24 protein-coding genes are annotated in these 25,722 nt (G+C 37.0%); 6 read left to right on the top strand and 18 right to left on the bottom strand.

All coding sequences use genetic code 11. The features are described from left to right. Positions 1-283: 283 nt before the first annotated feature. On the bottom strand, positions 284-760 hold the full coding sequence (locus QNH20_RS08280) for a hypothetical protein (protein WP_283922415.1): 477 nt from the start codon (positions 758-760) through the stop codon (positions 284-286). Between the two features lie 259 nt (positions 761-1,019). Beyond that, entirely contained in the window at positions 1,020-2,600 is a 1,581-nt protein-coding gene (locus QNH20_RS08275; RefSeq protein WP_283922414.1) for a peptide chain release factor 3, read from the bottom strand. Positions 2,601-2,908: 308 nt separating this feature from the next. Between QNH20_RS08275 and QNH20_RS08270 the strand changes: the two genes are divergently transcribed. Beyond that, on the top strand, positions 2,909-3,169 hold the full coding sequence (locus QNH20_RS08270; RefSeq protein WP_283922413.1) for a hypothetical protein: 261 nt from the start codon (positions 2,909-2,911) through the stop codon (positions 3,167-3,169). A gap of 146 nt (positions 3,170-3,315) precedes the next feature. After that, positions 3,316-5,055 carry an AAA family ATPase gene (locus QNH20_RS08265; protein WP_283922412.1) on the top strand — a complete coding sequence of 580 codons (1,740 nt, stop codon included), beginning with the start codon at positions 3,316-3,318 and terminating at the stop codon, positions 5,053-5,055. A 155-nt stretch (positions 5,056-5,210) separates the two neighbouring features. On the opposite strand, the gene QNH20_RS08260 is transcribed toward QNH20_RS08265, so the two are convergent. The 5 genes from QNH20_RS08260 to QNH20_RS08240 all read right to left on the bottom strand — a co-directional run bounded on the left by QNH20_RS08260 (position 5,211) and on the right by QNH20_RS08240 (position 8,746). Then, a complete protein-coding gene (locus QNH20_RS08260; RefSeq protein ID WP_283922411.1) occupies positions 5,211-5,342 on the bottom strand; it encodes a YjcZ family sporulation protein in 132 nt (43 codons plus the stop codon). A 21-nt stretch (positions 5,343-5,363) separates the two neighbouring features. Beyond that, the gene (locus QNH20_RS08255) at positions 5,364-5,468 is read right to left on the bottom strand and encodes a YjcZ family sporulation protein (protein ID WP_283922410.1); all 105 of its coding nucleotides are present in this window, start codon (positions 5,466-5,468) and stop codon (positions 5,364-5,366) included. 295 nt (positions 5,469-5,763) lie between these two features. Next, positions 5,764-6,189, bottom strand: coding sequence for a CotY/CotZ family spore coat protein (locus QNH20_RS08250; protein WP_283922409.1), 426 nt, complete (start codon positions 6,187-6,189; stop codon positions 5,764-5,766). 302 nt (positions 6,190-6,491) lie between these two features. Beyond that, complete coding sequence (locus tag QNH20_RS08245) at positions 6,492-7,322, bottom strand: undecaprenyl-diphosphate phosphatase (protein WP_283922408.1); 831 nt, start codon at positions 7,320-7,322, stop codon at positions 6,492-6,494. A 242-nt stretch (positions 7,323-7,564) separates the two neighbouring features. After that, positions 7,565-8,746 (bottom strand): response regulator transcription factor, encoded by a 1,182-nt coding sequence (locus QNH20_RS08240; protein ID WP_283922407.1) that lies wholly within the window; start codon positions 8,744-8,746, stop codon positions 7,565-7,567. Positions 8,747-9,035: 289 nt separating this feature from the next. Here QNH20_RS08240 and QNH20_RS08235 point away from each other — a divergent pair, with 289 nt between their 5' ends. From QNH20_RS08235 to QNH20_RS08225, 3 genes are read left to right on the top strand one after another with little or no spacing between them, the layout of a single operon-like run. Beyond that, positions 9,036-9,650, top strand: coding sequence for a DUF6230 family protein (locus QNH20_RS08235; RefSeq protein WP_283922406.1), 615 nt, complete (start codon positions 9,036-9,038; stop codon positions 9,648-9,650). 37 nt (positions 9,651-9,687) lie between these two features. Continuing rightward, positions 9,688-10,128, top strand: a complete 441-nt coding sequence (locus QNH20_RS08230; RefSeq protein WP_283922405.1) for a DUF6114 domain-containing protein — start codon at positions 9,688-9,690, stop codon at positions 10,126-10,128. Positions 10,129-10,167: 39 nt separating this feature from the next. Beyond that, entirely contained in the window at positions 10,168-10,728 is a 561-nt protein-coding gene (locus tag QNH20_RS08225) for a hypothetical protein (protein ID WP_283922404.1), read from the top strand. Between the two features lie 169 nt (positions 10,729-10,897). Here QNH20_RS08225 and QNH20_RS08220 read toward each other — a convergent pair whose 3' ends face one another. Together QNH20_RS08220 and phaQ are read right to left on the bottom strand one after the other, a co-directional pair. Beyond that, positions 10,898-11,494: a hypothetical protein gene (locus QNH20_RS08220; protein WP_283922403.1), complete on the bottom strand. Its 597-nt coding sequence runs from the start codon at positions 11,492-11,494 to the stop codon at positions 10,898-10,900. Next, positions 11,475-11,912, bottom strand: a complete 438-nt coding sequence (phaQ, locus tag QNH20_RS08215; RefSeq protein WP_283922402.1) for a poly-beta-hydroxybutyrate-responsive repressor — start codon at positions 11,910-11,912, stop codon at positions 11,475-11,477. The genes QNH20_RS08220 and phaQ overlap by 20 nt, the downstream gene beginning before the upstream one ends. Before the next feature lie 147 nt (positions 11,913-12,059). Between phaQ and QNH20_RS08210 the strand changes: the two genes are divergently transcribed. Further along, positions 12,060-12,842, top strand: a complete 783-nt coding sequence (locus QNH20_RS08210) for an alpha/beta fold hydrolase (protein WP_283922401.1) — start codon at positions 12,060-12,062, stop codon at positions 12,840-12,842. A gap of 69 nt (positions 12,843-12,911) precedes the next feature. On the opposite strand, the gene QNH20_RS08205 is transcribed toward QNH20_RS08210, so the two are convergent. The 9 genes from QNH20_RS08205 to QNH20_RS08165 form a co-directional block, all read right to left on the bottom strand. Further along, positions 12,912-13,991 carry an alpha/beta fold hydrolase gene (locus tag QNH20_RS08205; protein WP_283922400.1) on the bottom strand — a complete coding sequence of 360 codons (1,080 nt, stop codon included), beginning with the start codon at positions 13,989-13,991 and terminating at the stop codon, positions 12,912-12,914. A gap of 18 nt (positions 13,992-14,009) precedes the next feature. Beyond that, positions 14,010-14,735: a polyhydroxyalkanoate biosynthesis repressor PhaR gene (locus QNH20_RS08200; protein ID WP_283922399.1), complete on the bottom strand. Its 726-nt coding sequence runs from the start codon at positions 14,733-14,735 to the stop codon at positions 14,010-14,012. A 20-nt stretch (positions 14,736-14,755) separates the two neighbouring features. Beyond that, complete coding sequence (locus QNH20_RS08195) at positions 14,756-15,505, bottom strand: hypothetical protein (RefSeq protein ID WP_283922398.1); 750 nt, start codon at positions 15,503-15,505, stop codon at positions 14,756-14,758. Between the two features lie 27 nt (positions 15,506-15,532). Continuing rightward, positions 15,533-15,925: a hypothetical protein gene (locus tag QNH20_RS08190; protein WP_283922397.1), complete on the bottom strand. Its 393-nt coding sequence runs from the start codon at positions 15,923-15,925 to the stop codon at positions 15,533-15,535. Between the two features lie 166 nt (positions 15,926-16,091). Continuing rightward, positions 16,092-17,723 (bottom strand): long-chain-fatty-acid--CoA ligase, encoded by a 1,632-nt coding sequence (locus QNH20_RS08185; RefSeq protein WP_283922396.1) that lies wholly within the window; start codon positions 17,721-17,723, stop codon positions 16,092-16,094. Positions 17,724-18,133: 410 nt separating this feature from the next. Further along, complete coding sequence (adhE, locus tag QNH20_RS08180) at positions 18,134-20,737, bottom strand: bifunctional acetaldehyde-CoA/alcohol dehydrogenase (RefSeq protein ID WP_283922395.1); 2,604 nt, start codon at positions 20,735-20,737, stop codon at positions 18,134-18,136. Between the two features lie 309 nt (positions 20,738-21,046). Continuing rightward, positions 21,047-23,809 carry a phosphoenolpyruvate carboxylase gene (gene ppc, locus QNH20_RS08175; protein ID WP_481858057.1) on the bottom strand — a complete coding sequence of 921 codons (2,763 nt, stop codon included), beginning with the start codon at positions 23,807-23,809 and terminating at the stop codon, positions 21,047-21,049. Between the two features lie 177 nt (positions 23,810-23,986). Continuing rightward, positions 23,987-25,063 (bottom strand): cadherin-like beta sandwich domain-containing protein, encoded by a 1,077-nt coding sequence (locus QNH20_RS08170; protein WP_283922393.1) that lies wholly within the window; start codon positions 25,061-25,063, stop codon positions 23,987-23,989. A 140-nt stretch (positions 25,064-25,203) separates the two neighbouring features. Further along, complete coding sequence (locus QNH20_RS08165; RefSeq protein ID WP_283922392.1) at positions 25,204-25,653, bottom strand: SRPBCC family protein; 450 nt, start codon at positions 25,651-25,653, stop codon at positions 25,204-25,206. Positions 25,654-25,722: the final 69 nt, after the last annotated feature.

Raw genomic sequence — 25,722 nt, 5'->3', positions numbered from 1 at the left:
TTCCTGTTTATTTTCTTTGCTTCTTACTTTTTATCTTTCACTTGCTGCTTTTCATCTTTCCTATTATCGAAAGTCAATGTTAACTGATTTTTTCAAAGACACATTTTGTGATTTTGTTCAATTCTTATAGACTTGTCAGCATCACCAATTCCTTCACCTCGATAATTTTTGCGGCCGCTTTTCACTACAAAGGTACGTTTCATCTGAAATAGTTTATGGGGGTTTATAAGTATTTTTTTTAAAACAAAAAATGCTTCAAACCAGAAAATCCTGATTTAAAGCATTATGATAATTGTTTAGTATGAAGTTTTTTAGTTAATAAAAATTTTAATAAAAACCCAATTAACAGTCCTGGAATTAAAAATAGCACCGGTAAAAAAACTGGACCTGGGTGTATTCGAAAAATCGTCACTTTTGGAGATACCATTAAACCAACGGTGACAAAGTATGCACAAAAAACAAAAGGAAAATAGGAATATTTTTCATCCGCAGGCATGGCTGAACGGTAGCCATCCCACATAGAAAACATATAAATACATGGATAAAACATAAGCCATTGGTAGTTTGTGACCGCCTCAGCCTTTCCTATTTCTCCTAAGAAACTATACATGATTGCCTGATTAAAGCGACTATTAATATTCATAACAAATTCTAAGACAACAAATGATACACCTTTGATATAATGGCCTGTTAACAATTGACTGAAACCAGGAAATGCAATATTCCATAAAACGGCTTCTAATTTGCTCATTTTTTTCATTGTAAAATCCCGTTTCTATATAGCAATTTCAGAAAATACTCCTCAATTTAGCTTATCCATTTCCATATAAAAAAAACAGGGTAACAAAATTTCCCCCACCAAATCTTTCATATATAAAACTCTTGGTATTCTATATTACTGCTTCCTTCAAGTCATTTATCTAAATTTTCGAGTTGTATAATTAAGCAAAAAAACAGCGGGAGTAGTATTCCCGCTGCTGATTTATCTATTTTGTCTTTGGACAGAAGTCTCAGTATTTCTACTCTTGCTGATCCATTGGATTGTACAGTTTGATGGTAGGGTTTTTTTCTTGGAACCATCTTAGTGCAAATTCATTTTCAAATAAAAATACAAAATGGTCATACCGATCTTTCACCAACAGGCTCCGTGAATTAGAAAGGTTTTCATCCACCGAATCGTTTTCAACCCAACGTGCAATTTTAGAACCCATTCGTTCCATTAAAACCTCAGCATTATATTCATTTCTCATCCGATGCTCAAAAACTTCAAACTGAAGCTGGCCAACGGCTCCTAATAAATACTCTTCCATCCTAGCAGTTTTAAAGAGCTGAATTGCCCCTTCTTGAACAAGCTGCTCGATGCCTTTATAAAATGATTTTTGCTTCATAACGTTTTTAGCCGAGACCTTAACATATAATTCTGGTGTAAACTGCGGCAATCGTTCATATTGAAAATCATCCTTACCAGTGGTAAGTGTATCCCCAATTTGGTAAGTGCCTGTGTCGTATAACCCGATAATATCGCCGCTAACCGCTTCGTCCACCGTATTTCGTTCTTCCGCCATAAAGGAAGTAGATTGGGAAAGCTTCAATTGTTTCCCTAAGCGTGGAATATTAACGGTCATCCCACGTTCAAATTTCCCTGAACAAACTCGCACAAAGGCAATCCGGTCACGGTGTGCAGGATTCATATTTGCCTGAATTTTAAACACAAAACCTGAAAACTGTTCACCTAATGGATCAATTTCTCCAATTGATGAATTGCGCGCCATTGGTGCTGGGGCAAATTTCAAATACGACTCAAGAAAGGTCTGGACACCAAAGTTTGTTAACGCACTTCCAAAGAATACTGGTGTCAATGTGCCGGCAGCCACTTTTTCAGCTGAAAACTCATTTCCCGCTTCATTTAGCAACATGATTTCGTCAAGTGTTTGATCGTAAAGTCCGGAAGTTTTTAATGGATGATCCCCAACAATTTCCCCATCATCATTTAATGGGATAAATCGCTCAGCCTCACTTACACGAAATTGTTCAACTCGATTGTTAAAACGGTCATAAATCCCAAGGAATTCTTTTCCCATTCCGATTGGCCAGTTCATAGGATACGATTCGATTCCAAGAACTTCCTCTAGTTCAGCAAGCAGCTCAAGAGGTGCCTTTCCTTGGCGATCTAGTTTATTCATAAACGTAAATATAGGAATTCCACGCATTCGACATACTTTAAATAGCTTGAGTGTTTGTTCCTCTATCCCTTTTGCCGAATCGACAATCATGACCGCACTATCGACAGCCATCAAGGTTCTATACGTATCTTCACTGAAATCCTGGTGGCCAGGAGTATCTAAAATATTGACTCGAAATCCTTCATAGTCAAATTGCATTACACTGGAAGTAACGGAAATTCCACGTTGCTTTTCAATTTCCATCCAGTCACTTGTGGCAAATTTCCCTGTTTTTTTCGCTTTTACAGTCCCGGCATCACGAATAGCTCCACCAAACAATAATAATTTTTCCGTAAGTGTCGTTTTACCGGCATCCGGGTGGGAAATAATTGCAAATGTTCGGCGCGTTAAAACGTCTTCTCTAAAATTTTTACCCATCTTGTCTTCCTCTCTTTTGACAATGAAGTGAAACTGCCCTAAGTTTGAGATCTTTTTCCTCTTAAGGTCAGTTGAACGAATCGGGTTTTTACGGGCAGTATAACACCGAAATCGTTATTTTTCCCGCTTTAAGAGTTTACTGCCCGTTAAAGCGAGGAAAAATTTTGTTCATAAGTTCAATCTTATATCGCAAATGATAACTTTGCAATATTTCAGTTGATTGACACTGATTTTTTCTTTTGTGCCCTATGGTATAATAATATAATGATTGTAGACGAATATAGAATACGCTTCCCCTAGGAGGAAATATGGAAATTAATAATTTTGATCAACAGTCCTTAGCATTAATACATAAAGCGTTCGAAATTATCCTACAGCAAAATAACGTTACTTTTAATAAAATTGGCATTGCTGAAGAAGGTGAGCAGCTATTATTTTTGTTTGAAGGAAAAGACGAAAAAGTTCATGTTTTTAAATGGAGTAAAGCATCGAGCCTTGGCGTAAGTATTGGTGTCCTTGCTCAAAGTGTACTAATGCCAATCATTCCCCATCTTCGCTTATTATCATAGACTTCTAAAACACACTTTCCTTATTTTGGTAGTGTGTTTTTTTTCCGTAGTTTCTTTCGCTTTTTATCTTCCACCCATTACCACATCCATTTATCTGGAAGTTCCTTTATAATAGAAGATGACCCTGTTAAAGGAGATGAGGTTGGATGAATCAAAGCAAAAAAATAGTTTCAAAGTTTATCCCATTGTTTACTATGTTTATTTTTGTCATTGCAGGGATCGTTTGGTATGTTCAAACTTTAAATAATGAGGTTGCCATTCCATTCTCTTCAGTTGAAAAAACGATTCAAGCTCAAAATGGTAAACCAGTTACTCTTACTGAACGTGCTGACGGCAGCCTTGAAATAAAAGCAGGAAAATCAGAATACGTTTCACATGTACCACCAAACAGTCAAATGATTGATAAACTTGTTGAAAAATATAATATTGAATATTCTTATTCCACTAGCAGCCGTTATGGAAAGTGGATTATGGGCGGTATTATTCTATTACTCGCTGGCACCGCTTTTGCCTTGCAAAAAACAAAGGGTGGCTTAGGTTTTCCTAATTCAATGAAGAACAGCGTCTCAAAGTCACGTCCCCTTCCTACAATAAGATTAGAAGATGTAGGTGGACTTGGAGAGGAAATGAAAGAAGAAATAATGCAAACCCTCTCTACGTTAAAGGAGCCAGAACGTGCAATAAAATTAGGGATTAAACCACCTAAAGGAATACTATTGTACGGGCCTCCCGGTACAGGTAAAACCTTATTAGCTCAAGCAATCGCCCGTGAATTAGATGCAGCTTTTTTCTCTGCTAGTGGATCTGCTTTTAATGAACTGTTTGTTGGAGTCGGGGCCAGCCGTGTACGGTCCTTGTTCCAAACAGCAAGAAAACAAGGGCCAGCTGTTATCTTTATAGATGAAGTTGATGCCTTAGCAGGTAAACGAAAGGCACATGGCGGTGAGGAGGCAGAAAAAACCTTAACTGAACTTCTAGTTCAGCTTGATGGCGGTCATTCTAATGATGGAATTTTGTTTATTGCAGCTACAAATAGAAAAGACATGCTTGATGAAGCCTTCCTAAGGCCAGGAAGAATTGATTTCTCCTTTCATGTACCACTTCCTGATACAAAGGGAAGAAGAGAAATTATTGGTATTCATACGAAAGGGAAATCTCTGGCAGATAATGTACTTGCTTCCTTAGACGATCTGGCAGAAAGTACTTCAGGATTCTCGGGCGCTGAACTTCAGTCCCTTTTTGAAACTGCAAGCAGACGAGCAGTAAGAAATGGACAAGATATGATTTACAAGCAGGACCTTGATTATGCCCTTGACCGGACCATTCTTGGAAGCACCTCTCGTTCTTTACAAGATCTTGAAACGAAACGAAGGGTTGCCATCCATGAGGCAGGACATGCTATTGTCGCATCGTTAACTAAGCCTGGTTCCGTTAGAAAGGCTACGATTATCCCTCGCGGAGAGGCTCTTGGTTATGTAGCACCAATTCCAAAGGAGCTGCAATTGTCGACAACCTCTGATCTGCTCGACCGTGTTGCCATGGTTTTGGCTGGTGGTGTTGCTGAAAGAATGTTTCTTGGTGAACATAGTATCGGTGTTAGCGGCGACGTCCAGCAGGCAAAACATATCATCGAACAGATGGTGGATACCGGAATGCTTCAGGATGGTTTTACATTGACATTCAGTAAACAGGATAAAGAAACAAAAATGCAGGAACTCTTTACAAAAGGCTTAGAAAAAGCTGAAATCCTAATCAATGAACATCAACATCAGTATCAGCAATTAGTTGATGCATTATTAAAGAAAGAAACATTAGAAGGCTCTGAAGTGGAAGAAATTGTTTGGGGAAAATCGAATAATATCACTGAAAGTCTTGTTTTCGCTTAAAGTAAACAAAAGCCAGATGATTAATTTTTTCATCTGGTTTTTTTCATTGGCTCTTTTAACCTTATCTGTTGATTTCCGCTCCAGGCGGTTTTTTTCTGAATTATTACTTAGAAAACTTTAAAGCTCCAGCGCTTTTGGCACTGGAGCTTATCTGATTACCATCTAAAGCAAGCTGCACCGACAATAATCAGAAGGATAAACAATACCACGATTAATGCGAAACCACCGCCAAATCCGCAACCACAACCACCGTAGCCATATCCTCCAAAACCACCATATCCAAACATTATATTTCCTCCTTTTTTATATTAATAGAAACAGCAACCCCAAGAAGCCCCGATAATGACTAACAAAATAAACAAGACGACAAGTAGGGCAAATCCGCTGCCAAAGCCACCTACAGCACCAGACATTAACATTACCTCCTTTATTGAATTCCATATATCCTATTCACCTAGATAAAAATGTGCGATAGACACATATCCATATTAATTAGTTTTGAAAAAAAAGAATAAGCCCATTTGCATATACGCTTTTATCCATAATGAATGTTTGTCCTATATTCTTGGCACTGGTGGTAAAATGGTTTAGGATATACTTTTAAAACTGTGTCGCGTTGAAGGAAGGATTCGTGTATTTTTAGCCTTTCTAAAAAAATTATTAGGGTCCGCCCTTCAAACTGGAATACAGCAGACCCTAATCCATTTTTTAACATTTCGGCTCAATAATGGGCAGTTCTCTGTTAACTAATTTGGGGGATAAAGGCTGAATCGTACAAAAACAGGTCAAATCAACAATCATACAGGTATCAGTTTTTAGCAGCGAATACACATCATTACATAACTCCACCGGGCAGCCATCCATATCTACTGGCATCAGAAGTGATAGCGTTGCGCAACAATGTCTTAGGTCAAGATTTTCTAACCTAAAAACTTGTGTAGTGAAAAATTTTCCATACATCGTTACCCCAAAAGTTTCAAATGAACATTCCCCATTTGAGAGGATAAATGGAATCGTGTCATACCCAAATTTATCGCAAATGAAACGAAAGCCTTCAAAATTTAGCTTCTGTTGCTCCTCAAGCAGTTGTTCCATGTCGTGACAAATACACTGTCCACATCGACTCTTTTCCATACTTTCCCTCCTTCCATTGCCTTCAAATACATACCTTATTTTAAATTATTCTATTCTAACTAGATGGTATAGGCTCCTCTCTCCCTGAAAAGAGGGATTTATCCAAATGAGCGTTTAATGGGCATTTACCCTTTTACTCCCAATTAGGACAAACATCATAGAACATTCCCCCATTTACAAGCTGTAACGCAAGTACAAAGGAGTAGCTGCCATTCATATAAAAAAAACTGTCAACTTTTTGCTGACAGTTAATAATTAAAAATAAATAGGGCAGCACCCTGTAAGAGAACCGCCCTGAAAATTTAAAAGAAAATAAGATAAATGACCAACGCTAAAACAATTCGATATATTGCAAATGGTAAAAGCTTAATTTTATTTATTAGCTTTAAGAAAAAGCGAATGGATATTAATGCAAAAATAAAGGCGCTAATAAATCCTGCAATAAATATTGGCAATGCATCCATCGTCATATATTCCCAGTTTTTCAATAATGAAAGAAAACTAGCCCCGGCCATAATCGGTACCGCCATGATGAAGGTAAAGTCAGCGGCTGCACGATGGCTCATCCCCATCAGTACCCCGCCTGATATGGTCGAACCAGACCGTGAAAACCCAGGCCACAGTGAAAAACATTGAAAAAGACCAACCGCTAATGCTTGTCCGTATGAAATCTGATCAACTGTTTGCGCTTTTGGATTTTTTGGGCCATAGATATCAGCAACAATCATTAACAAGGCGCCTACCACTAATCCAATTAGAACAGTAGCCGTTGAAAATAAGTGATCATCAATATAATCATTAAAGAGGACTCCAAGCACACCTGCAGGAATCAAACCAACAATAACCTGTGTTAATTTAAGACGGCCCCCACTTCCAACTTTATCCTTATTGAGGCGCCCTAAACTTAACAAATCGATAAATCGATCTTTAAAAGTAACGACAACAGCAAGAATTGAACCAAGCTGAATGACCACTTTAAAGGTGTTAGCTCCGTGCATCGTTAAAAACTTTTCAGATTGAAGCCACATATCATCGACAATAATCATATGTCCAGTTGATGATACCGGTGCAAACTCTGTTAAACCTTCTACTAACCCTAAAATAATCGCTTTTATTATCATAAGTAAATCCATGTAGTCATATCTCCTAACTTTATTTGCGTCAGAACAAGTAAATAACTATCATATTTTCTCACAAACTAACTTGACTGGCAAAATTAATTTTTTCATATTTTTGTAATTTAAGCTAACACCTAGTAAAACGCAATTATATCTTCAAAGTTTCAGGTATTATTTCTCAAACACGCAAAAAAATAAAATGTGGCCAATTAATAATGCCACATTTACAAAATAAAATAAACCTGTTCACGATTACTTCAGTCGATTATTCCCATTCGAATTGCTTTAACAGCTACTTCAGTCCTATTTTGCGCATTAAGTCTTTTCATGATATTTGATATATAGTCTCTTACCGTAAATTCACTTAAATAAAGCTTAAATGCCGCCTCTGCAGTAGAAGCACCATCTGCTAATAGCTTAATAATTTCTGTTTCCCTAGGTGACAATGAAATAGAATCCCCTGCTGGTAAATCTTGCTTTTTAATATCTGCTTTGATAAACTTTGACAGCAATTCTCCAGAGCTTTGCCCAAATTTCATCAGCGCAGGAAATAGACTTGTATCCATAATAAAATGCTTACCTGGGCCTTGATCTAATACCACCCCACCAATTATTTTCCCTTCCTCTGGAACATAGATGGGAACAATAATTAAAGAAGTAAGTTCAAATTTTTTCACATACTTTTTTGGAAGATCTTGTTCTGCAAAAGGTATATAAATAGGCTGGAAATTTTTCATTTCATGCCCTTGTGATTTTAATTTCACAAGACTTTCATTCAACACAGGTATATTGGTAATTTTTTCTGCAATCGCTTGAATCTCTTCTGTATTTAAATGATGTCCAAATAAGCCAACCCCTACACTTTCCTTATTGGTAAACTTAAAAAGGGCGCACCGTTCAAAGGGAAGAAAATAGCCAAAACCAAAGCAAATATTCTCAACCGACTCCTTAAAATTTTGCGAGCGGATGAGCCACTCATTAAATAAGATAACTGCATCCTTCCAAATACTATAATTCTCTTTTTCTGTTTGAAAAAGCATTACTTCACTAATTTTCGAAAATAAATAATGGACAGAAGGATGTAGCTTAGATGAGTAAGCAATCCTTGATTTTAAAACCTTATGGGCAGCGTTTTCCAACAAATTTAGATGGAAGATCAGCGCTTCTGGTTCCGGACTCTGTTGAAAATGTGCAAACCATTCCTCCTGAATTTCATTTAACATCCGGTAAATATCTACGGTTCCTTGATGAACTGACCGTAAAAACCTTACAAAAAATTCACTTATAAATTCAAAAACCACAATAGATTTTTTATTCGTGTTTTTCAGCGATTGGAGCAATTGGCTCCATTCTTGTAAAAGGTCATTTTGATAATGACTTAACATTTTAACAGCATCATTTAATAGATTATTCAAATGGTGGTTTAAAGACTTTGACATTCCAGTACACACCCTTCCATGAAAATCTAGGCTGTTATTTCCTTTGTATTATAACAGTTTGTTCTTTAATAAGAATTCATCTAAACACATTAAAATTCCTGCTTATTTTCTACCTTTTTAAATATTTTGTCATGTCCTGTCTTCCCATTTTTTAAGGAGAAAAAACCACCTACAAATGTAGGGATTTCTAATTCAGTTGATTTGTCATAAAATTGTGACGAATAGCTCAAGCGTTTACTTATTTCTATAAATGCTTTTGCTTTTTAAAACAAAAAAGGGAGGAATGAGAATGAATTTAGCAGCAGAAACCGTAATTATTGGAGGGCAAACAGTCAAGAAACGGCTTGTAATTGCATTATTAGGTGGATTTATCTTTCTGGGCTCTCTTCTTGGGCTGTTTGGAGTTACTGGTGTGGCGGCTGCAGTTCCATTAAGTGGTGTTGGAGAATTCACTGTTAAATTTGACAAAATGATAGGCAAGGACTTCAAGCTTTTAGGTGGGCTTGCAGATGGTGGAACAAGGCAAAATAACCCGGTTGCAGTAAACATAATTAAAGAGGCTACTATTTATGGCCTGGAAATATCGAAAAAGATTTCAATCCCAGGTCTTGGTACTATTAGAGTTGTCATCGAGTCGAAAGATGAAAAGAATCCGGTTAAAATTGATGGACTAACACAAAAAGCAACTGTAGTTAGTGGTGATGCAGTATTTACTAACATGGAAATGAAAGAAAACTTCGTTGGAAATATTGAAAATCCTTTAGAAAAGGTTTCAAAAGAATTCACACAAGGTGCCGACACAATCACCATTACAAACGGTGAATTGCAAACATTATACCTCTGGCAAGATAAGGTAACTTTATCAAATATGAAAGTTTACTTTGAAATCCCAGACAGCAAATAAACCAACAATCCTAGAAAATTGAGTAAGGATGATAAAAATGAATTCTACTTATTCAAAACGTAAGCGGTTCAAAAATTGGAGAGCACGGCGCCCATTTTTGGGGGCGACCTTGTGTGTCCTTTCAGGACTAATCATTTTATACGTACCAGCACAACTCTATGAACTTGCTGCTACCCCGGGAAATATGTTATTTGTAGGCTTCTTTTTAGGTGGCCTTACATTGCTAATGGGCGTGCTATCCTATATCATGCCAAGACTTTCGCCCTTGCTCGGTATTTTAGCTATTTTTGCATCAGTTCTATCAATTATGGGAGCGTTAGGCGGATTCCTTATTGGAACTATTCTTGGGATTATAGGCGGTTCGATGCTGATAGCATGGAAACCTGTGATTGCGGACAAAGTGTCACATGTACAATCTAATGGAGATCATACTGCTGAAAAAGAAGTTGCTTCCGGAAAGGAAGCTCTACCAGAATAAATTAAAGTACTTATAGTATTCGTAGAAATGGTGATAGCATTGAAACAAAAAAATAATACTTATAAGTTTGTAGTCATTGTATTTCTTACTATTGGTGCCCTGATCGTTCCTTCAAAGTATAGCTCTGCAAGTAACCAGACCATTATTGGCTTCATAATTGAAGCTGCGCAAATGGAAGGGACATTACACCCCCCTGAAATGATAGTAGGAGATACAACCGAACAAAAAGACCTGCCCATGCTCGAATTAACGTTTGAAAATCTTTCAGCAGATGGTCTTATTATTAAAAAATTGGTCAACACTCCAAATGGAATGATCACACTGGATATGACTTCTAAAGATTCCGTTCTTTTCAATAACCTAACCTTAAAGGTTACGAACGCTGTATTTGGTGGGAATTATTTCCCGTCAAAAGGCAACATCGGGCTAAAAAACGTAAAACTTTTGACCCACAGTGTAACAACAGATAGCTCAAACCTACCCCAATTTAATTTAACTTTTAATGAGGGTGGCCAGGTTGAAATGGAACCTAAAAGCAAGGAAGAACTCGTTTATATGAAAGCAGTTTTAGAAAAGTTAATAATTAGGACTCCACAATAAGAAGAAGCGATGCCATTGATGCATCGCTTCTTCTGTTATTACAAAATTTGCTAAAATGATAATAAATAAAAAACCACAACCTCATATTTTTTATTGAGATTGTGGTTCTAACTTTTATAAAGGATGCTTATGTTTATCAAAGCTGTTAATTCCCCTTATTAATTTATTGTTACTGGGTCTTTACTAGTTCTTTAAAACTGTTCTTACCGCGTTCTACAAGGTTTAGATGAGTATTTCTTGCTTTCTTAACATATTCCTTTCGAACCTGAAGCCATGCCTTTCTTCGATCACGGGCATATGCTACACCTGATTCTGCATTTTTCTCAAAATTATCTTCTAATTGATCGACAATCTGGAAGATAGAAATAATTGGAGTAAGAGCTAGTTTCTCCAATTGTCCTGATACTTCTTTCAATTGGTTCTTTAATTCTTCACGATCATTTACCTGAACATCTTCATTCACTTCTTCTTTATCTGAGTTAAATTGATGCACCAGTTCAGATACCATTTCCTTGTTTGTTTTTTTCGTCTGCTCATACAATTTTGCAATGGATTTACGGTATTGTTTATTGAACTTGATGACCTCCCTTAATGCATTAATATAAGCATCCTCTCGTTTTTCCCGAATATGCTCTGCACGTTCGCGTGATTGCTCATACTGATCCCAAAATGTGGTAACAAATGAACCTACGGCCTTCGACTCTTCTGGTGATGGAATGACTTTTTCATCACCAGCCACAACCGTTTCACTTTTCTTCTGTGCCATCGTTCTTCCTCCTCCTACTATTATTTACTTTCTCTATTGGATCCCTCTTCTGAAATGAAGGAATATAGAGCTCAAGAAAACTAGAATACATCTTAAAGAATTGATCTAAGATTGATTGATAGGTTTCTAGTTGATTGGCATAGCCCTTTAAGTATGTGATACCAGCTTTTGTAATAGAATATCTTCTTTTGGCCGGCCCGCTTCCTGTTGTATCCCATTCTGATGAAACAAGTTCATCCTTTTCAAGTTGTCGTAGCATCCTGTACAAGTTCCCTTGATCAAGGGTCTTAAATCCGAATGTCTCCAGCTTTTGGCTAAGTTCATATCCGTGAAGAGAAAATTTGCTAAGAAGCAATAAAATAAATGGCAGCACAAAATTTTTTGATGGATTAACTGATTGTTTGTCTTGGTTTACCATATCTTTATCACCTCACCTATATGTATTTTACACTTATAAGTAATATTTGGTCAATATGTAAAATAAATATAAATAAATTTAGTATTTAAATGTTTACAATTTAGTGAACTTGGTTATAAACTAATTAAAATGGAAAGGTGGTGTAAAATGGAAAAGGCTAAAGTTAGCAAATTAGGAGTACCCTACTTGCATTTAGGTGAAGGGGAACCACTGGTGCTAATCCATGGCTTGGGTGAAGTCAAAGAAGGATGGCAAAACCAATTTGAATTAGCCGATCAATTTGAGTTGATTATTCCTGATTTACGCGGTCACGGGGAGTGTTTAAAAACGGATGGTATCTCTATTCAGAACTTTGCCTCTGACTTGATTGGTTTATTAAAAGAGTTAAAAATTGAAAGCGCTCACATTCTTGGTCTGTCAATGGGTGGAGCCGTTGCACAGGAAATCTTCCGTCAAGCTCCCGACCTCTGCCGCTCACTCATGCTAGTTAGTACATTCCACTTTTTTCCTAAAAAGCTTAAGGGATTATTTTTTAAGAATCGAAAAGCAAAGTTTGAAGCCGTTACTTCAGCAGGGAACGAAGCAGAATTCATCGCACGTATGGCATTATACTCCTGGAATAAAGATATGGTGGAAACTTTCTATCATTATTTTCGCCCAAAAAATCAAATTTTCCTTGAATCCTTGAAAATGTGTCTTGAAGTCAATAACCGGACCTTATTACCAAAGATAAATGTTCCAACCCTTATTATTGGCGGACAGTATGACTCTGTCTTACCTGTCTGGATTCAAGCATGCATGCACAAACTAATTCCACAATCCGAATTTATTATAATGAGGAATACCGGTCACCTTGCCAAACTGGAAGCAAAAGACCGGTTTAACCATCTCCTTCGAAGGTTCCTCAATCAGCAAAAAACTGCTGTATAATTTATGATTAACGGGAAGGAAGGGCCCCCACCCATCTTCCCGTTAATTATTTATTTCTCCTACTTTTCATTATTCAAGTGATTGTTGAATTTTATTTGAACGTGTTGAAAGCCATTTGTCAGCAAAAATTGCAAACCTACCCGTAAGTGCTAATGAAACATGTCCGCATTCAAATACCTCATAGGTTTTATCTTCACTAGATATAAGATCCATTACCGGAAGACTTTGCTGCTCCAATACTAGCGTGTCCCTTGAAGTTGAGAAAACAAAAACAGGGCACGTAATATTCTTTAAATCTACTTTCCTATCCCCAATCCAAAGCTCTCCCTTTAAGAGCTTGTTATCTTTATACAAATCATTAAGTAACTGTTTAAATGCTGCGCCTGCAAATGATGCAGTGTCTTTTGTCCATTTGTCCATCCTTCGCCATTTTTCAACATAGTCCTTATCATGAGCACGGGTGATTAAGTTGATCCATGGACTCATATAGACTGGTGAAAGGCCTCTAAACATAAGATACATATATTCAGAAGGAATGACACCATAAATATCGGAAAAGCGATCAAAGTTAATGAGCCCTTTTTGAAGCCCTTTTAACCACTTATCTGGAACAATACCGACACTAAAATCAATCGGAACTGCAGCAAGGACTAAATTTTTTATCGGTAGTTTGGTTATGGAAGTAAAGATGGCTGAAATCGTCCCTCCCAAACAATATCCTACCATCGAAATTTCCTTTGCTCCCGAATGACGTAATGCCCGTTTAACAGCTTTCTCTAAATAATCCAAAATATAATTATCCAAGGTAATATCACTATCTTCATAACCAGGGGATCCCCAGTCAAGAAAATAAACATCATATCCCCGTTCTGTAAGACCACCTACGACACTGCTGCCTTCTGCAATGTCTAAAATATATGGTTTATTCAGAAGTGAATATACCAAGAATAATGGAACTTGATATTTTTTTTCTTTTGCAGGGTGATAATATAAGGTTGATTTATTCTTTTTCCAAATAATTTCTCTAGGTGTTGGTACAATGTCCGGCTTTGGTTCCGTTAATACTTTATAAACTTGATTCCACCTTGCTGTTTCTTTTTCTATATCAAGGTGTTGAATAAAGTTCCTAACCGATGCTTTTGCACTCATGTTCATATGCTCCTTTCATTATGATTTAGTAGTGCCAGCACCAGTTAGGACTAGCTCTTTTTCCTTCTCTTTATCTTTTACCTTCCCTTTTTGGAAAAGTTTTTTTAGTGTAGCAATTTCAGCTTTAATATCTGTTAATTTGGTAACCTCTTGCATTAATTCTTGTAAATCCTTTTGAATGGCTGTCGTGTCTGCAGCATCATTCACCCCCTTAAGCTCTGTCTTAATGCCTTTGATTTCCTCCATTTCCTTCCGTAATTCCTGTAAATTGATCTGAATAATCTTAATATCTACAAGTCCTTGACGAAGTTCTTTAAGTTCTGCCTGAATTTTTTTTGTTTCGGTAATTTCTAATGCCATTTTTTGTAATTCACGCTTCATCTGCTTGACGACACTCACCACTTCTTGGAACATCTCTAAATTTTCTTTATTTAATAAACCTATACTGTCCTGTAAATTCCAAATTTGTTCTTCTAAAATATCAATTTTTTCTTCAGTCTGGACAGAAAGCTTTGCAACATTAGCAACATCCTTTTTCGTTGGTATATTCATTACACCTGCCATAAGCTCCTGATTTTTTCTTAAAAGCTCAATGTAACGTGCATGGCTTTCTGTACCAACCTTTAAGAGCTGGACGAACTCATTGTTGTCAGTCATCATGTATAACAGACCATTTAGTTGTTTTTCCCACATTTCACCAATTAGCTTGAACCCTTCAAATGGATCATTTTTATCTTTAGTCATCCCGCTTCGCCCCTTAAGTATTATGATTTTGTAAGTTCTTCAGTTTTTTCCAAGTATTTATTTAATGGGAACATCACCGTTTTAATTTGTCTGGCAAAAAGATTAACAAAGCCCTTTTGATTTTCATAAATTAAGTTTCCTGCTTGCTTAACGGTATTAATATACTGCTCCCTTCCTTTCTTACGAAGGGCAATATATTGGTCAATTATTTCAAGGTATTTATCCATCGACAGATTGCTTGCTATCATTTGACAAGGGGTTGCGAGAATCGTCATTGTTTTCTCTTGAATTTGATCAATTTGCGCATTTATATCTTCATAGGACTTAAGCGGGAAAAAGTGCTGCAGACTGGTAGTTGACATTAAAAATTCTTCTCTAGCCGTCTTTTCCCAGGAAGAAAATTCTTGATAAAATTGTGCAGCTATTTCAATCGCATTTCCTTGATTACGCTGAACACTTTCAGCAAAAAGCTTTGCCTCTTTCAAGAAAACTTCATCACGAAAATCAGATCGCTTCGCCCATTCGTCTAACTCACCAAACGCGTGTCTCCAAAGTATATCTAAGCTAGAAAGCTGGTCCTCATTTTCTTCTTTTTCCGCAGCTTTCTCAGCTGCTGGGTTTGACTCAAGCACTGGCTCTTCTACCTTATCTTTCATTGCTTCTCCCGTAGGTTTTACTTCAGTTTCTTGTGGTGCTTCAACTTCTAGTACTCTTTTTTTGGTGTTCGTCTCTTTCACTAATTCTTTTTCATTTTCCTTTTTTCCAACCATTTTACTCGCATCCTTTTACATAGATTTTTAGCTTTCAGCCAGTTTTCTATCCACTTCAGTGTAGAATGATTCTGAAATTCCATCTAAATCCAAGGCCAGTCCTGCCATTTGTCTGCGATATGCTTTGATATTCTTTAATACCAGATAAAGGGTATCATCCAACCGATCTAGACGATTCTCATTCTCTATTATTTTTTTCGCTAGGTCGCCTATGTCATCCCTAGTAGGAAGACCATTACAATCGAGCCATTGTTTCGTAAGTTCTCTAGCAGTCACCAAGTGATTTAAGTGTTCCTCAATAGCGTCACCAGTCATCTTGATAAATAATAACGAATTAGTTTGAGAGAATATGTTACGATTAATTTCGTCTTCTATTCTTTTGTAAAGTTTTCTTAGATCTTGGTCGGATGATAATTGCATATGATCCTCCATTATTGGCAGAAGATAAATATTATTTTGCAATGATGAAAATCCAAATAGAAGATACTTCTTTTTTCAAAATCTAGTATTTATTAGTGGTGATTTTCTATGTGGTAGTTCTGTGGAGAATAGTGGTAAGCTATTGTGCTTATTCTAGAGGTTTGTTTTATACTTGAGTTTTTTCTTGCTCTTTACGTAACATTCTTCTTAATAGTTTTCCGACCGACGACTTTGGAAGCTCATCAAGTATCTCAATTTCTTTTGGTACCTTATATGGCGCAAGATATTCTTTTGCAAATTCAATTAGTTTTTCCGGTGTTATTGCTTCACCTGGTTTTAGCTTAACAAAAGCCTTTACTGTTTCCCCGCGGTATGTGTCTGGAATCCCAATAACAATGGCTTCCTCCACCGCTTCATGCTGATACATCACTTCTTCAATCTCACGCGGGTATACATTAAAGCCGCTGGCAATAATAATATCATTCTTACGATCCAATATATAAAAGTATCCATCTTCATCCATTTTGGCGATATCCCCAGTAAATAGCCAGCCATCTTTCAACACCATCTCTGTATCTCCAGGACGTTTCCAATATCCTTTCATTACTTGTGGCCCACGAAGGATTAATTCTCCGGCTTCACCTACAGATACATCCACAATACCTGAAGGAGTTTCTTGAACGATCCTTGCCTCTGTTCCCGGTAGTGGGATACCAACACTTCCCAATTTACGAGGAAGGAATGGCGGGGTGGAAATGGCAGACGGAGCAGTTTCTGAAAGTCCGTAACCGTCTGATAATCTTGTCCCTGCTCTTTTTTCAAACGCTTTAACCTGTTCAACAGGGAGAGGAGCACCTCCGCTGTTCAAATAAAAAATATCACTAATGCTGCTATCCTCTAAATGTGGATGACTATTCAAAGCGAATATCATGGTCGGTACTGCCGTCATTTGAAATGGCTTCTCTCGTTTAATAAGATCTAATACCTCATTCACATCAAACCGAGGCAAGATGAGCTGGTTACAGCCAATTCTTATCCCCGATAGTGCATTACAGGAGAGTCCATAAACATGAAACATTGGCAGGACACTAACGATTTTAAAATTTTCTGGTTTCTCATCGACTGCATTATAAGTAAAATCACATACCTGAATAATGTTGGCCAATAGATTATGATGGGTAAGCATAACCCCTTTCGATAATCCTGTTGTTCCGCCAGTGTATTGTAAAATTGCTACATCCTCATATATGTCAATTGGAATGTCAGGAATCACATTGTCATGGGTAAGGAAGTCTTCAAAATATAGATCCCCATCATCTAATTGAATTCTGTTACCATTAAAACCAACAACAATGATCTTTTTCAACGAGGTTTTTGGCCGTACCTGCTTTACTCTAGGATAAAGGGCTTCAAATACAACCATGTATTCTGCCCCGGAATCATTAAGAACATATTCAATTTCTCTTTCCACGTACATTGGATTTACTTGAACCGTAATACCACCCAATCGAAATGCAGCAAATAAACTTAAAATATAGTGAGGGCAGTTAGGCAGCATGATTGCCATCCGATCCCCCTTTTTAAGTCCTATCCGAAATAATGAAGCTGCAAGCCATTCAGATATCATCTTAGATTCTTTATAGCTCCACGATTTCCCAAAAAATGTTAGTGCAGGCTTGTCATTATGAATATTTGCTGCCTGCTTTAAAAGGTCAAATAAAGAATCATACTCAATTGATACATCCTCACTAATTCTAGGATCATAAAACTTTAACCATGGCTTTTTTTGATAAACCACATTTTTCCCCTCCTTATTTTCCCTTCCAAATTCAATAAAATAAGTCAAAGTGAAATCTTTCACACTATTAAACTTGGAAGATGTTGTAACCACTTAAATTATTGTTTTAAAAAAGATTTTTGTAAATGCGACGATTTCGACATACTTCATCAATTTTCATAATATTAAGTTTAAGGAGGAGAACATTATGTCAAATAACAACAAAATACAACAAGGTTCGTGGAAAATCCAATGTATTTTGACAAATCAACCTAGTATGTTCACAAAAGATTCGATTATTCCACTATCCTTTTAACCAACAAATAGTTATTGCAAAAAAAGATTATTAATCTAAATTAATCACTTACATTTTTAACTATTATGAATTAGTTCCAGGGAACTGAGTCTTAATTTTTATTTTTAAAGCGATCTTATACACCCAAATATGCTTGACGATAGATTTCGGCCAGTTCGCTAATAAATGGTTGTTTTGGATTTGCGATGGTATCCTGATCGTCAAATGCATGTTCAGCAAGTTCGACCACTTTCCTCTCAAATTCTTCTTTATTAACACCGTTTGCTTCGATACTCATTGGAATATTCACTTTTCCTGCTAGGGCAATAATTGCCTTAATTAAGCTTTGAATACCCTCCTCAGTTGAGCTTGCAGGTAACCCAAGCATTTTAGCAATTTCCGCATAACGCACATCCGCAATAAAATGTTCGTATTTAGGATATGTCATGAATTTATTAGGTTTTACCGCATTATAACGGATTACGTGCGGTAAAAGGATGGCATTTGCTCGTCCATGAGGAATAGCAAACTCGGCACCTAGTACATGGGCAAGGCTATGATTGATTCCTAAGAATGAGTTGGCGAAGGCCATTCCTGCAATAGTTGACGCATTGTGCATTTTTTCGCGGGCTAGTTCATCGCTGCCGTCCCGGTAAGCCCTTGGTAAATATTCAAATACAAGCTGAATTGCTTTTAAGGCCAGCCCGTCCGTATAATCATTAGCCAAAACCGATACATACGCCTCTATTGCATGTGTCAGTACATCCATTCCGGTGTCAGCGGTAACATGCTTCGGAACACTCATGACAAACTGTGGATCAACAATCGCAATATCAGGTGTCAGTTGGAAATCTGCCAGCGGGTATTTCATATTGGTCTTTTTATCTGTTATTACTGAGAAAGCAGTTACCTCTGAACCTGTCCCTGATGTGGTTGGTATCGCTACAAATTTCGCTTTTCCGTGAAGATCTGGAAATTTCACTACTCTCTTAGTTGGATCAAAGAATTTTTGCGTTAAGCTATGAAAATCAGTATCAGGATTCTCGTAGAATAGCCACATCGCTTTTGCTGCATCCATTACGGAACCACCACCTAGGGAAATGATGCAATCTGGCATGAACTTACTCATTCTTTCGGTACCATTCATAACAGTTTCAATGCTTGGCTCAGGTTCAATGTCTGAAAAAGTCTCACACTGAATATTTCTACCATTCCTTTTAAGATAATATAGGACTTTGTCCACATAGCCATTTTTCATTGAGCTTCCGCTTGTAACAATAAACGCTTTCGATATTCCTGGAACATTAGAAAGCATTTGGATAGAATTTTGTTCAAAGAAAATCTGTGACGGTACTTTAAACCATTGCGTCATATTTCTCCTTTTTGCAACTTTTTTGATATTTATTAAGTTGGCTGCCCCCACATTCTGTGACACAGAATTCCCTCCATACGTCCCGCATCCGATTGTTAAGGACGGTAATGATGTGTTATAAATATCCCCAATTGCACCATGGGTTGATGGAGTATTGATAATAATTCTGCCTGCTTTCATCCGAAGTGCAAATATATCTACTAAATTTTGGTCAGCTGTATGGATCGCTGCAGAGTGCCCAAGTCCGCCGTATTCCAGTGTTTCTTCAGCAATTAGTAAACCTTCGGCAAAACTATTAACCTTATAGCAGGCTAAAAGTGGACTTAATTTTTCACAGGAGAGGGGATATTTCGGACCTACACCGTCTAATTCTGCAATAAGGATTTTAGTATTTATAGGAACATTTATTCCTGCCATTTTTGCAATCAAATAAGCTGGCAATCCAACAATCATCGGGTTAAGTGTGGTGTGTTTTGGATCTATAGTAATCTGCTCAACCATTTGTCGTTCTTCATCATTTAGGAAATAACAATTGTTCGTTATCAATTCCTGCCTTACTTCATCATAAATTTCTTTGTCTATAATGAGAGCCTGTTCAGAAGCACAGATCATACCATTGTCAAAAGTTTTCGATAAGATAAGATCATTGACAGCCCGTTTGATATCGGCTGATTTTTCTATATAACAAGGAACATTTCCAGCACCGACACCAATTGCTGGCTTTCCTGAACTGTAGGCAGCTTTAACTAGGTTAGGTCCGCCTGTTGCAAGGATGAGTGAAATTTTCGAATGTTTCATCAATGATTGAAAGGCTTCATGAGAAGGAATTTCAATCCACTGGATGCAATTCTCAGGAGCGCCAGCCTTAATTGCTGCTTCCCTTAGCAGCTCGGCTGTTATTGTGCAGCATTTTTGAGCGTAACGAGGAAATGCAAAGATAATTGGATTTCTTGTTTTAAGTGAAATTAACGATTTAAAGATAATAGTTGAAGTTGGATTTGTAATTGGAATAATTCCAGCAATAACACCGACTGGTTCAGCTATCTCAACTATACCCTCATTTTCATTTTCACTTATTACGCCAACCGTTTTCATATCCCTAATATTGTTATAGATACACTCAGTAGCAAACATATTTTTGAAAACCTTATCTTCGTATACCCCTCTTTTTGTTTCTTCTACTGCTAATTTTGCTAAATACTTATGATTTTCAAGCGCTTTTAGAGCCATCTGCTTCACAATTTCGTCAACCATTTCTTGGCTGAAGCAGCGAAATTCTCCAAGTGCCCTTTCAGCGTTAGTGGCTAACGCATCAATCATCGCCGGAACTAAATGCTTTTCTTGCACCACTTTTTCTTTTACAGCCATTAATAATCCCCTCCAGAATCAGTAATCTTTCGCATGTTAATACGAATTAGGCTTCTTTCAGCAGTGACAACCTTTTTAAATTCACTCCTTTATTTATCTATTGGCTAAAATATATCATGTTGGTTTAATCGAATAATGTCGAATTTTGCACAAAAATGAATGAACACCCATTCATTTTCTAATAATTCACAAAAAGTTCAAAATTCACTTTAACCAATGAAGGTAAGCTATTAAATAACAATTGCTGTCAATCTTATAAAAAAAAGCGATAAATCTCTTTTGTAAGAGTTTATCGCTTTTTATAGTTTATCAACCAGTATTCCGTAATCCTGCAGAAATACCACTAATGGTGAGGAGAACTTCTGTTAAGAGTTCTTCATTCGCCCCATCCTGTTTCCGTAATTCTTTAATGAGATCCACCTGTAAAAAGTTTAGCGGATCCACGTATGGATTTCTCCTATATACTGAGTCTTTAATGTTTGGAGTGTGATCGAGCAACTCTTTATCACCGGTAATTTTGAGAAGAATTGCTTTTGTTTTTTCATACTCTTCAAGAATATTGGCAAAGATCCTTTCGGCAATTGTTTTATCTTCAACAAGCAATAAATATTCTTTCGCCGTTGTAATATCTGCCTTCATCAAAGCCATGTGAAGATTATCTATGGTTGATTGAAAGAACGGCCACTTTTCATACATTTGCTGTAGAAGCTGAAAATTTTGCTCACTTTTTGCAGCATAGCTGCCTAAACCAGTACCTGCAGCATACCATGCAGGAAGCAGCTGGCGGCTCTGTGTCCAGGCAAACACCCATGGAATGGCCCTTAAGTCCTCAAATCTTCCCCTATTTTTACGACTCATCGGTCTTGAACCGATATTAAGATCGCCGAGTTCTTTTAATGGTGTAGCTTCATTAAAATAGGTAAGAAAATCAGGATCCCCGAAAACAAGTGATTGGTATTTAGTAAGGGAGAAACTAGAAATTTCCTCAATGGCTTCTTCCCAAACTTTTTTACGTAAATGCCCTTTCTCCGCTTCTTTTGAGACATTTGCTGCAGCAAGAAGTAAGGTAGAGGTCGCCTGTTCCAAACTCCGATAAGCAATATCCTCAAGTAGGTACCGTGAAGACAAAACCTCACCTTGTTCGGTAATTTTAACACCATCTCCGATTGTTTCCGCTGGTTGAGAAAGGATACTTTTATTTAATTGACCGCCTCCTCTTCCTAAGGAGCCTCCTCTTCCATGAAAGAATTTAAGGCATATCTGATATCTTTTTGCCATGTCATGAATTTCAATTTGCGCTTTATACAGCTTCCAGTTGGCCGTTAACGTCCCACCATCTTTGCTGCCATCTGAGTACCCAAGCATTATTTCTTGTTGGTTACCCATGATTTGCAAATGATTCCGGTAAACAGGCATTTTGAAAAGAGTTTCCATGATGGCTGGACCTGCCGTTAAATCATCAATTGTCTCCAGTAAGGGTGCCACATGTAAATGACTTTCCAATGTTCCATCTGCATGGAGTCGGTAGATACCGGCTTCTTTTGCTAAAACCAGAACCTCTAACAAGTCACTCGGTGATTTTGTCATGCTGACAAGATAAACACTAATCGAGCGTTTTCCAAATTCCTCATGAGCAGCTTTAATCATTTGGAACACTTTAATCATTTCCTGTGTTTCAGCTGAATAATCTTCATTTAATAAAAGAAGCGGGCGCGGATCCATGAGGATATTTTGTAATATTTTTACCTTTTCCTCTTCAGAAAGCGTAGCATAATTTTCAGTTATCCGGACTTTGCGCAATATTTCTGTAATGGCTGACTCATGCTCACCGCTATGGTTACGGATGTCCAGTGTGGCTAAATGAAAGCCAAACAGCTGAACTTGCCTGATTAGCTTTTGAATAATTTGTAATTCATGTGCCGCTGGATGATGCTGTTTTAAGCTGTTATTAATCATGAATAGATCGGCTAATAATTCATCCGCTGCCTGATAGCCTAAGTCTGATTTGCCGACTTGCCGTATTCTTTCAATAATTACCGCAAAAACACGACGGTATACTTCAGATTTAATAGGCCATTTTCTCTCTTCATTTAAATATAAATCCTCTTTTTCATTAAGGAATGTTAGAATCTCTTCACTGACCTTAACCCTGGTCGTTGAATGGCTATATCGTTTCATTAAATCAACTAAAACATTTTTATACTTTTTTAAGACAAGCCTTCGCTGTCTTTCTAATGTCTCCCACGTTACTTCATGGGTAACATTCGGGTTTCCATCTCGGTCACCGCCAATCCATGAGCCAAAACGAAGGAAATTTGGAACCTCCCAAGAAGTGTTCGAATAATACTTTTCAAGACACTCTGCAACCTCTTGATGAATTTCAGGAAGGACCTCAAAAAGGGTCTGATCAAAATAATACAATCCATTACGAACCTCATCTAGAACGGTTGGCTTATGCTCACGCAATTCATCTGTTTGCCATAATATAGCAACTTCGTTAAACAAGCTCTCTTCTATCTTTTTTTGCTCTCTATTCGAAAGTAACGGATGATCGAGTTGTTTTAATAATGCTGCAATTCGCTGCTGAATTTCTAGAATTGAGCGTTTTGTCGCTTCTGTAGGATGGGCGGTTATGACTAGTTCAAGCGACAATGTATTCAGTGCATTTTGAATCAACTCGTCATTAATCTCGTTTTCTTTAAGTTTTAAAATTGCACTCTCAATCGAGGCTGGTTGAACGATGTTGTCGTCTTGAAGCTGATACTGTCTGCGCCTCCGAATTCGGTGATTCTGCTCTGCCGCATTGATCAAATGGAAATACATTGAAAATGCCCTAATGACTTGTTTCCTCATTGGCGAGCTTAAGCAGGCAATCTCGTCTTTTAAGGCATTATACACCTCTTGGTCAAAATGAGTCCTAAGTGTTTTACACATTAGCCTTATTTTTTCAACTTTTTCAAAAAGTTCTTCGCCACCATGATTAACAAGAATTTCTCCTAGCATTTTACCTAGTAATTTTACATCTCGACGCAATGGAAGACTGCTGTCATTTACTTTCAATTCTGCTACCAAATTAATCACCTTCCTACAATTCAAAAGATTCGCTAAATTTTTATATATAAATATACCATATCTTAACGCATCTTGTGCAGTATTTAACTTACTTTATCACTTAATACTGAAAAAAAACAAATAAAAACCTACACAAAAGGCAGGTTCTCATCATGCAAAATTGTTTTTTTTTCTATGTTATTCATTTCTGTCAAATACCAATACATATGTTTTCCGGTCATCATCGCTGTTTGATACGACAATTGAAATAATTGTTTTATTGTCGTCTTCCAACTGGATTGTTTTACTGTTGCTGCCTTCAATTAAAATCCTAGAACTGCTGTAACTCGCAGTTGGATTAATTATAATTGTCTTAGTATTACTTGAAACTGCCACATGATAGGTATACTCACTTGAAGAAAAAGTACTGTCCCAAGTCCCTTCAGAAACTGTTAGAGAAGAGAGTGTTGCTTTACTTGTTTTTTGTACATTAACGGGATCTTGCATTTGAGTGGCAGAATTGAATGAATTAGTCCTACCATTCAGAATGGAAAAATCTGTATTTAACGCAGTTGTTTCTGGTCGTTCTACTACTATCGTATAGATCTTTTTAATTCCATTCTCTGCAGTAACGTTAATAATAATGTCAGACTTTCCAGTTGGAATTTTTACTAATACACCATCCTCTTTTACTAACGCCCCATTTACTTCAATCGTAGATGTTTTTTCAACAGCACTTGGCAAGACTGATATAGCAGATGTATCATTTGTAACCTTGACAGTATATTCTGTAACAGCGGAAGAAAAAGCAGGTGAAAGTTGGCCAGTTGATAGTTTAATATTTTGCAGTAGATTATTAACATTTTGCTTCCTTATTACGGTAAGAGTGTAGGTATTTATTGGATTGCTGCTATCCATTACAGAGATAAGAAAGCTGTTCTTACCTGTTTTAAGCGATAAAGCAATTGTGGCTCCGCTTGCAGCAGATTCACCGTTAATCATGATCCAAGAATCCGGTTTACCACTTTCAACATGCAGGTTAATGGTTTGAACGTCATTTTCTACAGTCGCTGAATATTCATTTACACCAACTGAAAAATCCTTGTCTAATTTGACTCCTTCAATTTCTAATTTTGATAGGGTGTTCATTGGTTGATTTTCTTGAATGTCAGCACCTTCAGCATATGCAATTGGTATGTAAGTACTTATTCCCATTCCAAGCATTGAGACAATAAGTACGGCGTTTAGTCGTTTTATTGGTCCTTTTGTAACCATAACTTTTCCTCCTCATTTCTATTTGATTGGTGGAATTTGAAATTAGATTACCATTCGATGCTTAAGATAAGCTTAATTTTTCATCATAATAGAAAAAAAGTCGCAACCCTCGGTTTATCGAGGGTTGCGACTTTGAGTTTTTATTTATTTTTAAACTCTTCCAACTTTGATGAGATAGCAACTGCCACTTCTTCATCATTTATTTGGATCGCTTTTTTTAAAAGCGAATTTGCTAACGTTCCTATTGGCCCTGTTGCATTTATTTCGAGATAGCCTGACACCCGAGTTTTATTTTTATTAAGTGCTCTAGCTTCAAAATATCCTTCACCAATATACTTTTCGTTCTTGCGTTTCAATTCAAAGCATACCTTCCTTGGTTCATTCCACTCCTTAATATCAATTACGAGCGTGACCTTTTTTTTCATGATGCCAAGGTCGCTTTTAAATTCCCAGCTGATTTGTCGGTCATTTATTTTTTCATGTTGAATATAACCTGGGAAAAGTGGCGCCCAATTATTTTCGTCCCTAATAAAGTCCCAAATCACCTCAATCGGAATATCTACTTCTAAATGTTGTATTTCACTTGGCATTGTTGTATCCCTCTCTTATTGTCAAAGTAAAAGACCTTCGAGGTCTGATGGACTTTTTTTAACTATATG

Origin of the sequence: Neobacillus sp. WH10, from assembly GCF_030123405.1 — a bacterium.
In the GTDB taxonomy this organism is placed as follows: Bacteria; Bacillota; Bacilli; order Bacillales; family Cytobacillaceae; genus Neobacillus.
The sequence above is the reverse complement of the archived record's forward strand: the minus strand, read 5'-3'. Positions and strand labels throughout refer to the sequence as shown.

Coding starts and splice junctions, on each gene's coding strand:
- QNH20_RS08165 (WP_283922392.1), bottom strand. CDS start 25,653: ATGCCAAGTGAAATACAACATTTAGAAGTAGATATTCCGATTGAGGTG.
- QNH20_RS08250 (WP_283922409.1), bottom strand. CDS start 6,189: ATGGAAAAGAGTCGATGTGGACAGTGTATTTGTCACGACATGGAACAA.
- adhE (WP_283922395.1), bottom strand. CDS start 20,737: ATGGCTGTAAAAGAAAAAGTGGTGCAAGAAAAGCATTTAGTTCCGGCG.
- QNH20_RS08275 (WP_283922414.1), bottom strand. CDS start 2,600: ATGGGTAAAAATTTTAGAGAAGACGTTTTAACGCGCCGAACATTTGCA.
- QNH20_RS08280 (WP_283922415.1), bottom strand. CDS start 760: ATGAAAAAAATGAGCAAATTAGAAGCCGTTTTATGGAATATTGCATTT.
- QNH20_RS08200 (WP_283922399.1), bottom strand. CDS start 14,735: ATGACTAAAGATAAAAATGATCCATTTGAAGGGTTCAAGCTAATTGGT.
- QNH20_RS08230 (WP_283922405.1), top strand. CDS start 9,688: ATGAATTCTACTTATTCAAAACGTAAGCGGTTCAAAAATTGGAGAGCA.
- QNH20_RS08240 (WP_283922407.1), bottom strand. CDS start 8,746: ATGTCAAAGTCTTTAAACCACCATTTGAATAATCTATTAAATGATGCT.
- QNH20_RS08245 (WP_283922408.1), bottom strand. CDS start 7,322: ATGGATTTACTTATGATAATAAAAGCGATTATTTTAGGGTTAGTAGAA.
- QNH20_RS08270 (WP_283922413.1), top strand. CDS start 2,909: ATGGAAATTAATAATTTTGATCAACAGTCCTTAGCATTAATACATAAA.
- QNH20_RS08260 (WP_283922411.1), bottom strand. CDS start 5,342: ATGTTTGGATATGGTGGTTTTGGAGGATATGGCTACGGTGGTTGTGGT.
- QNH20_RS08190 (WP_283922397.1), bottom strand. CDS start 15,925: ATGCAATTATCATCCGACCAAGATCTAAGAAAACTTTACAAAAGAATA.
- QNH20_RS08255 (WP_283922410.1), bottom strand. CDS start 5,468: ATGTCTGGTGCTGTAGGTGGCTTTGGCAGCGGATTTGCCCTACTTGTC.
- QNH20_RS08220 (WP_283922403.1), bottom strand. CDS start 11,494: ATGGCACAGAAGAAAAGTGAAACGGTTGTGGCTGGTGATGAAAAAGTC.
- phaQ (WP_283922402.1), bottom strand. CDS start 11,912: ATGGTAAACCAAGACAAACAATCAGTTAATCCATCAAAAAATTTTGTG.
- QNH20_RS08195 (WP_283922398.1), bottom strand. CDS start 15,505: ATGGTTGGAAAAAAGGAAAATGAAAAAGAATTAGTGAAAGAGACGAAC.
- QNH20_RS08170 (WP_283922393.1), bottom strand. CDS start 25,063: ATGGTTACAAAAGGACCAATAAAACGACTAAACGCCGTACTTATTGTC.
- QNH20_RS08205 (WP_283922400.1), bottom strand. CDS start 13,991: ATGAGTGCAAAAGCATCGGTTAGGAACTTTATTCAACACCTTGATATA.
- QNH20_RS08210 (WP_283922401.1), top strand. CDS start 12,060: ATGGAAAAGGCTAAAGTTAGCAAATTAGGAGTACCCTACTTGCATTTA.
- QNH20_RS08235 (WP_283922406.1), top strand. CDS start 9,036: ATGAATTTAGCAGCAGAAACCGTAATTATTGGAGGGCAAACAGTCAAG.
- QNH20_RS08265 (WP_283922412.1), top strand. CDS start 3,316: ATGAATCAAAGCAAAAAAATAGTTTCAAAGTTTATCCCATTGTTTACT.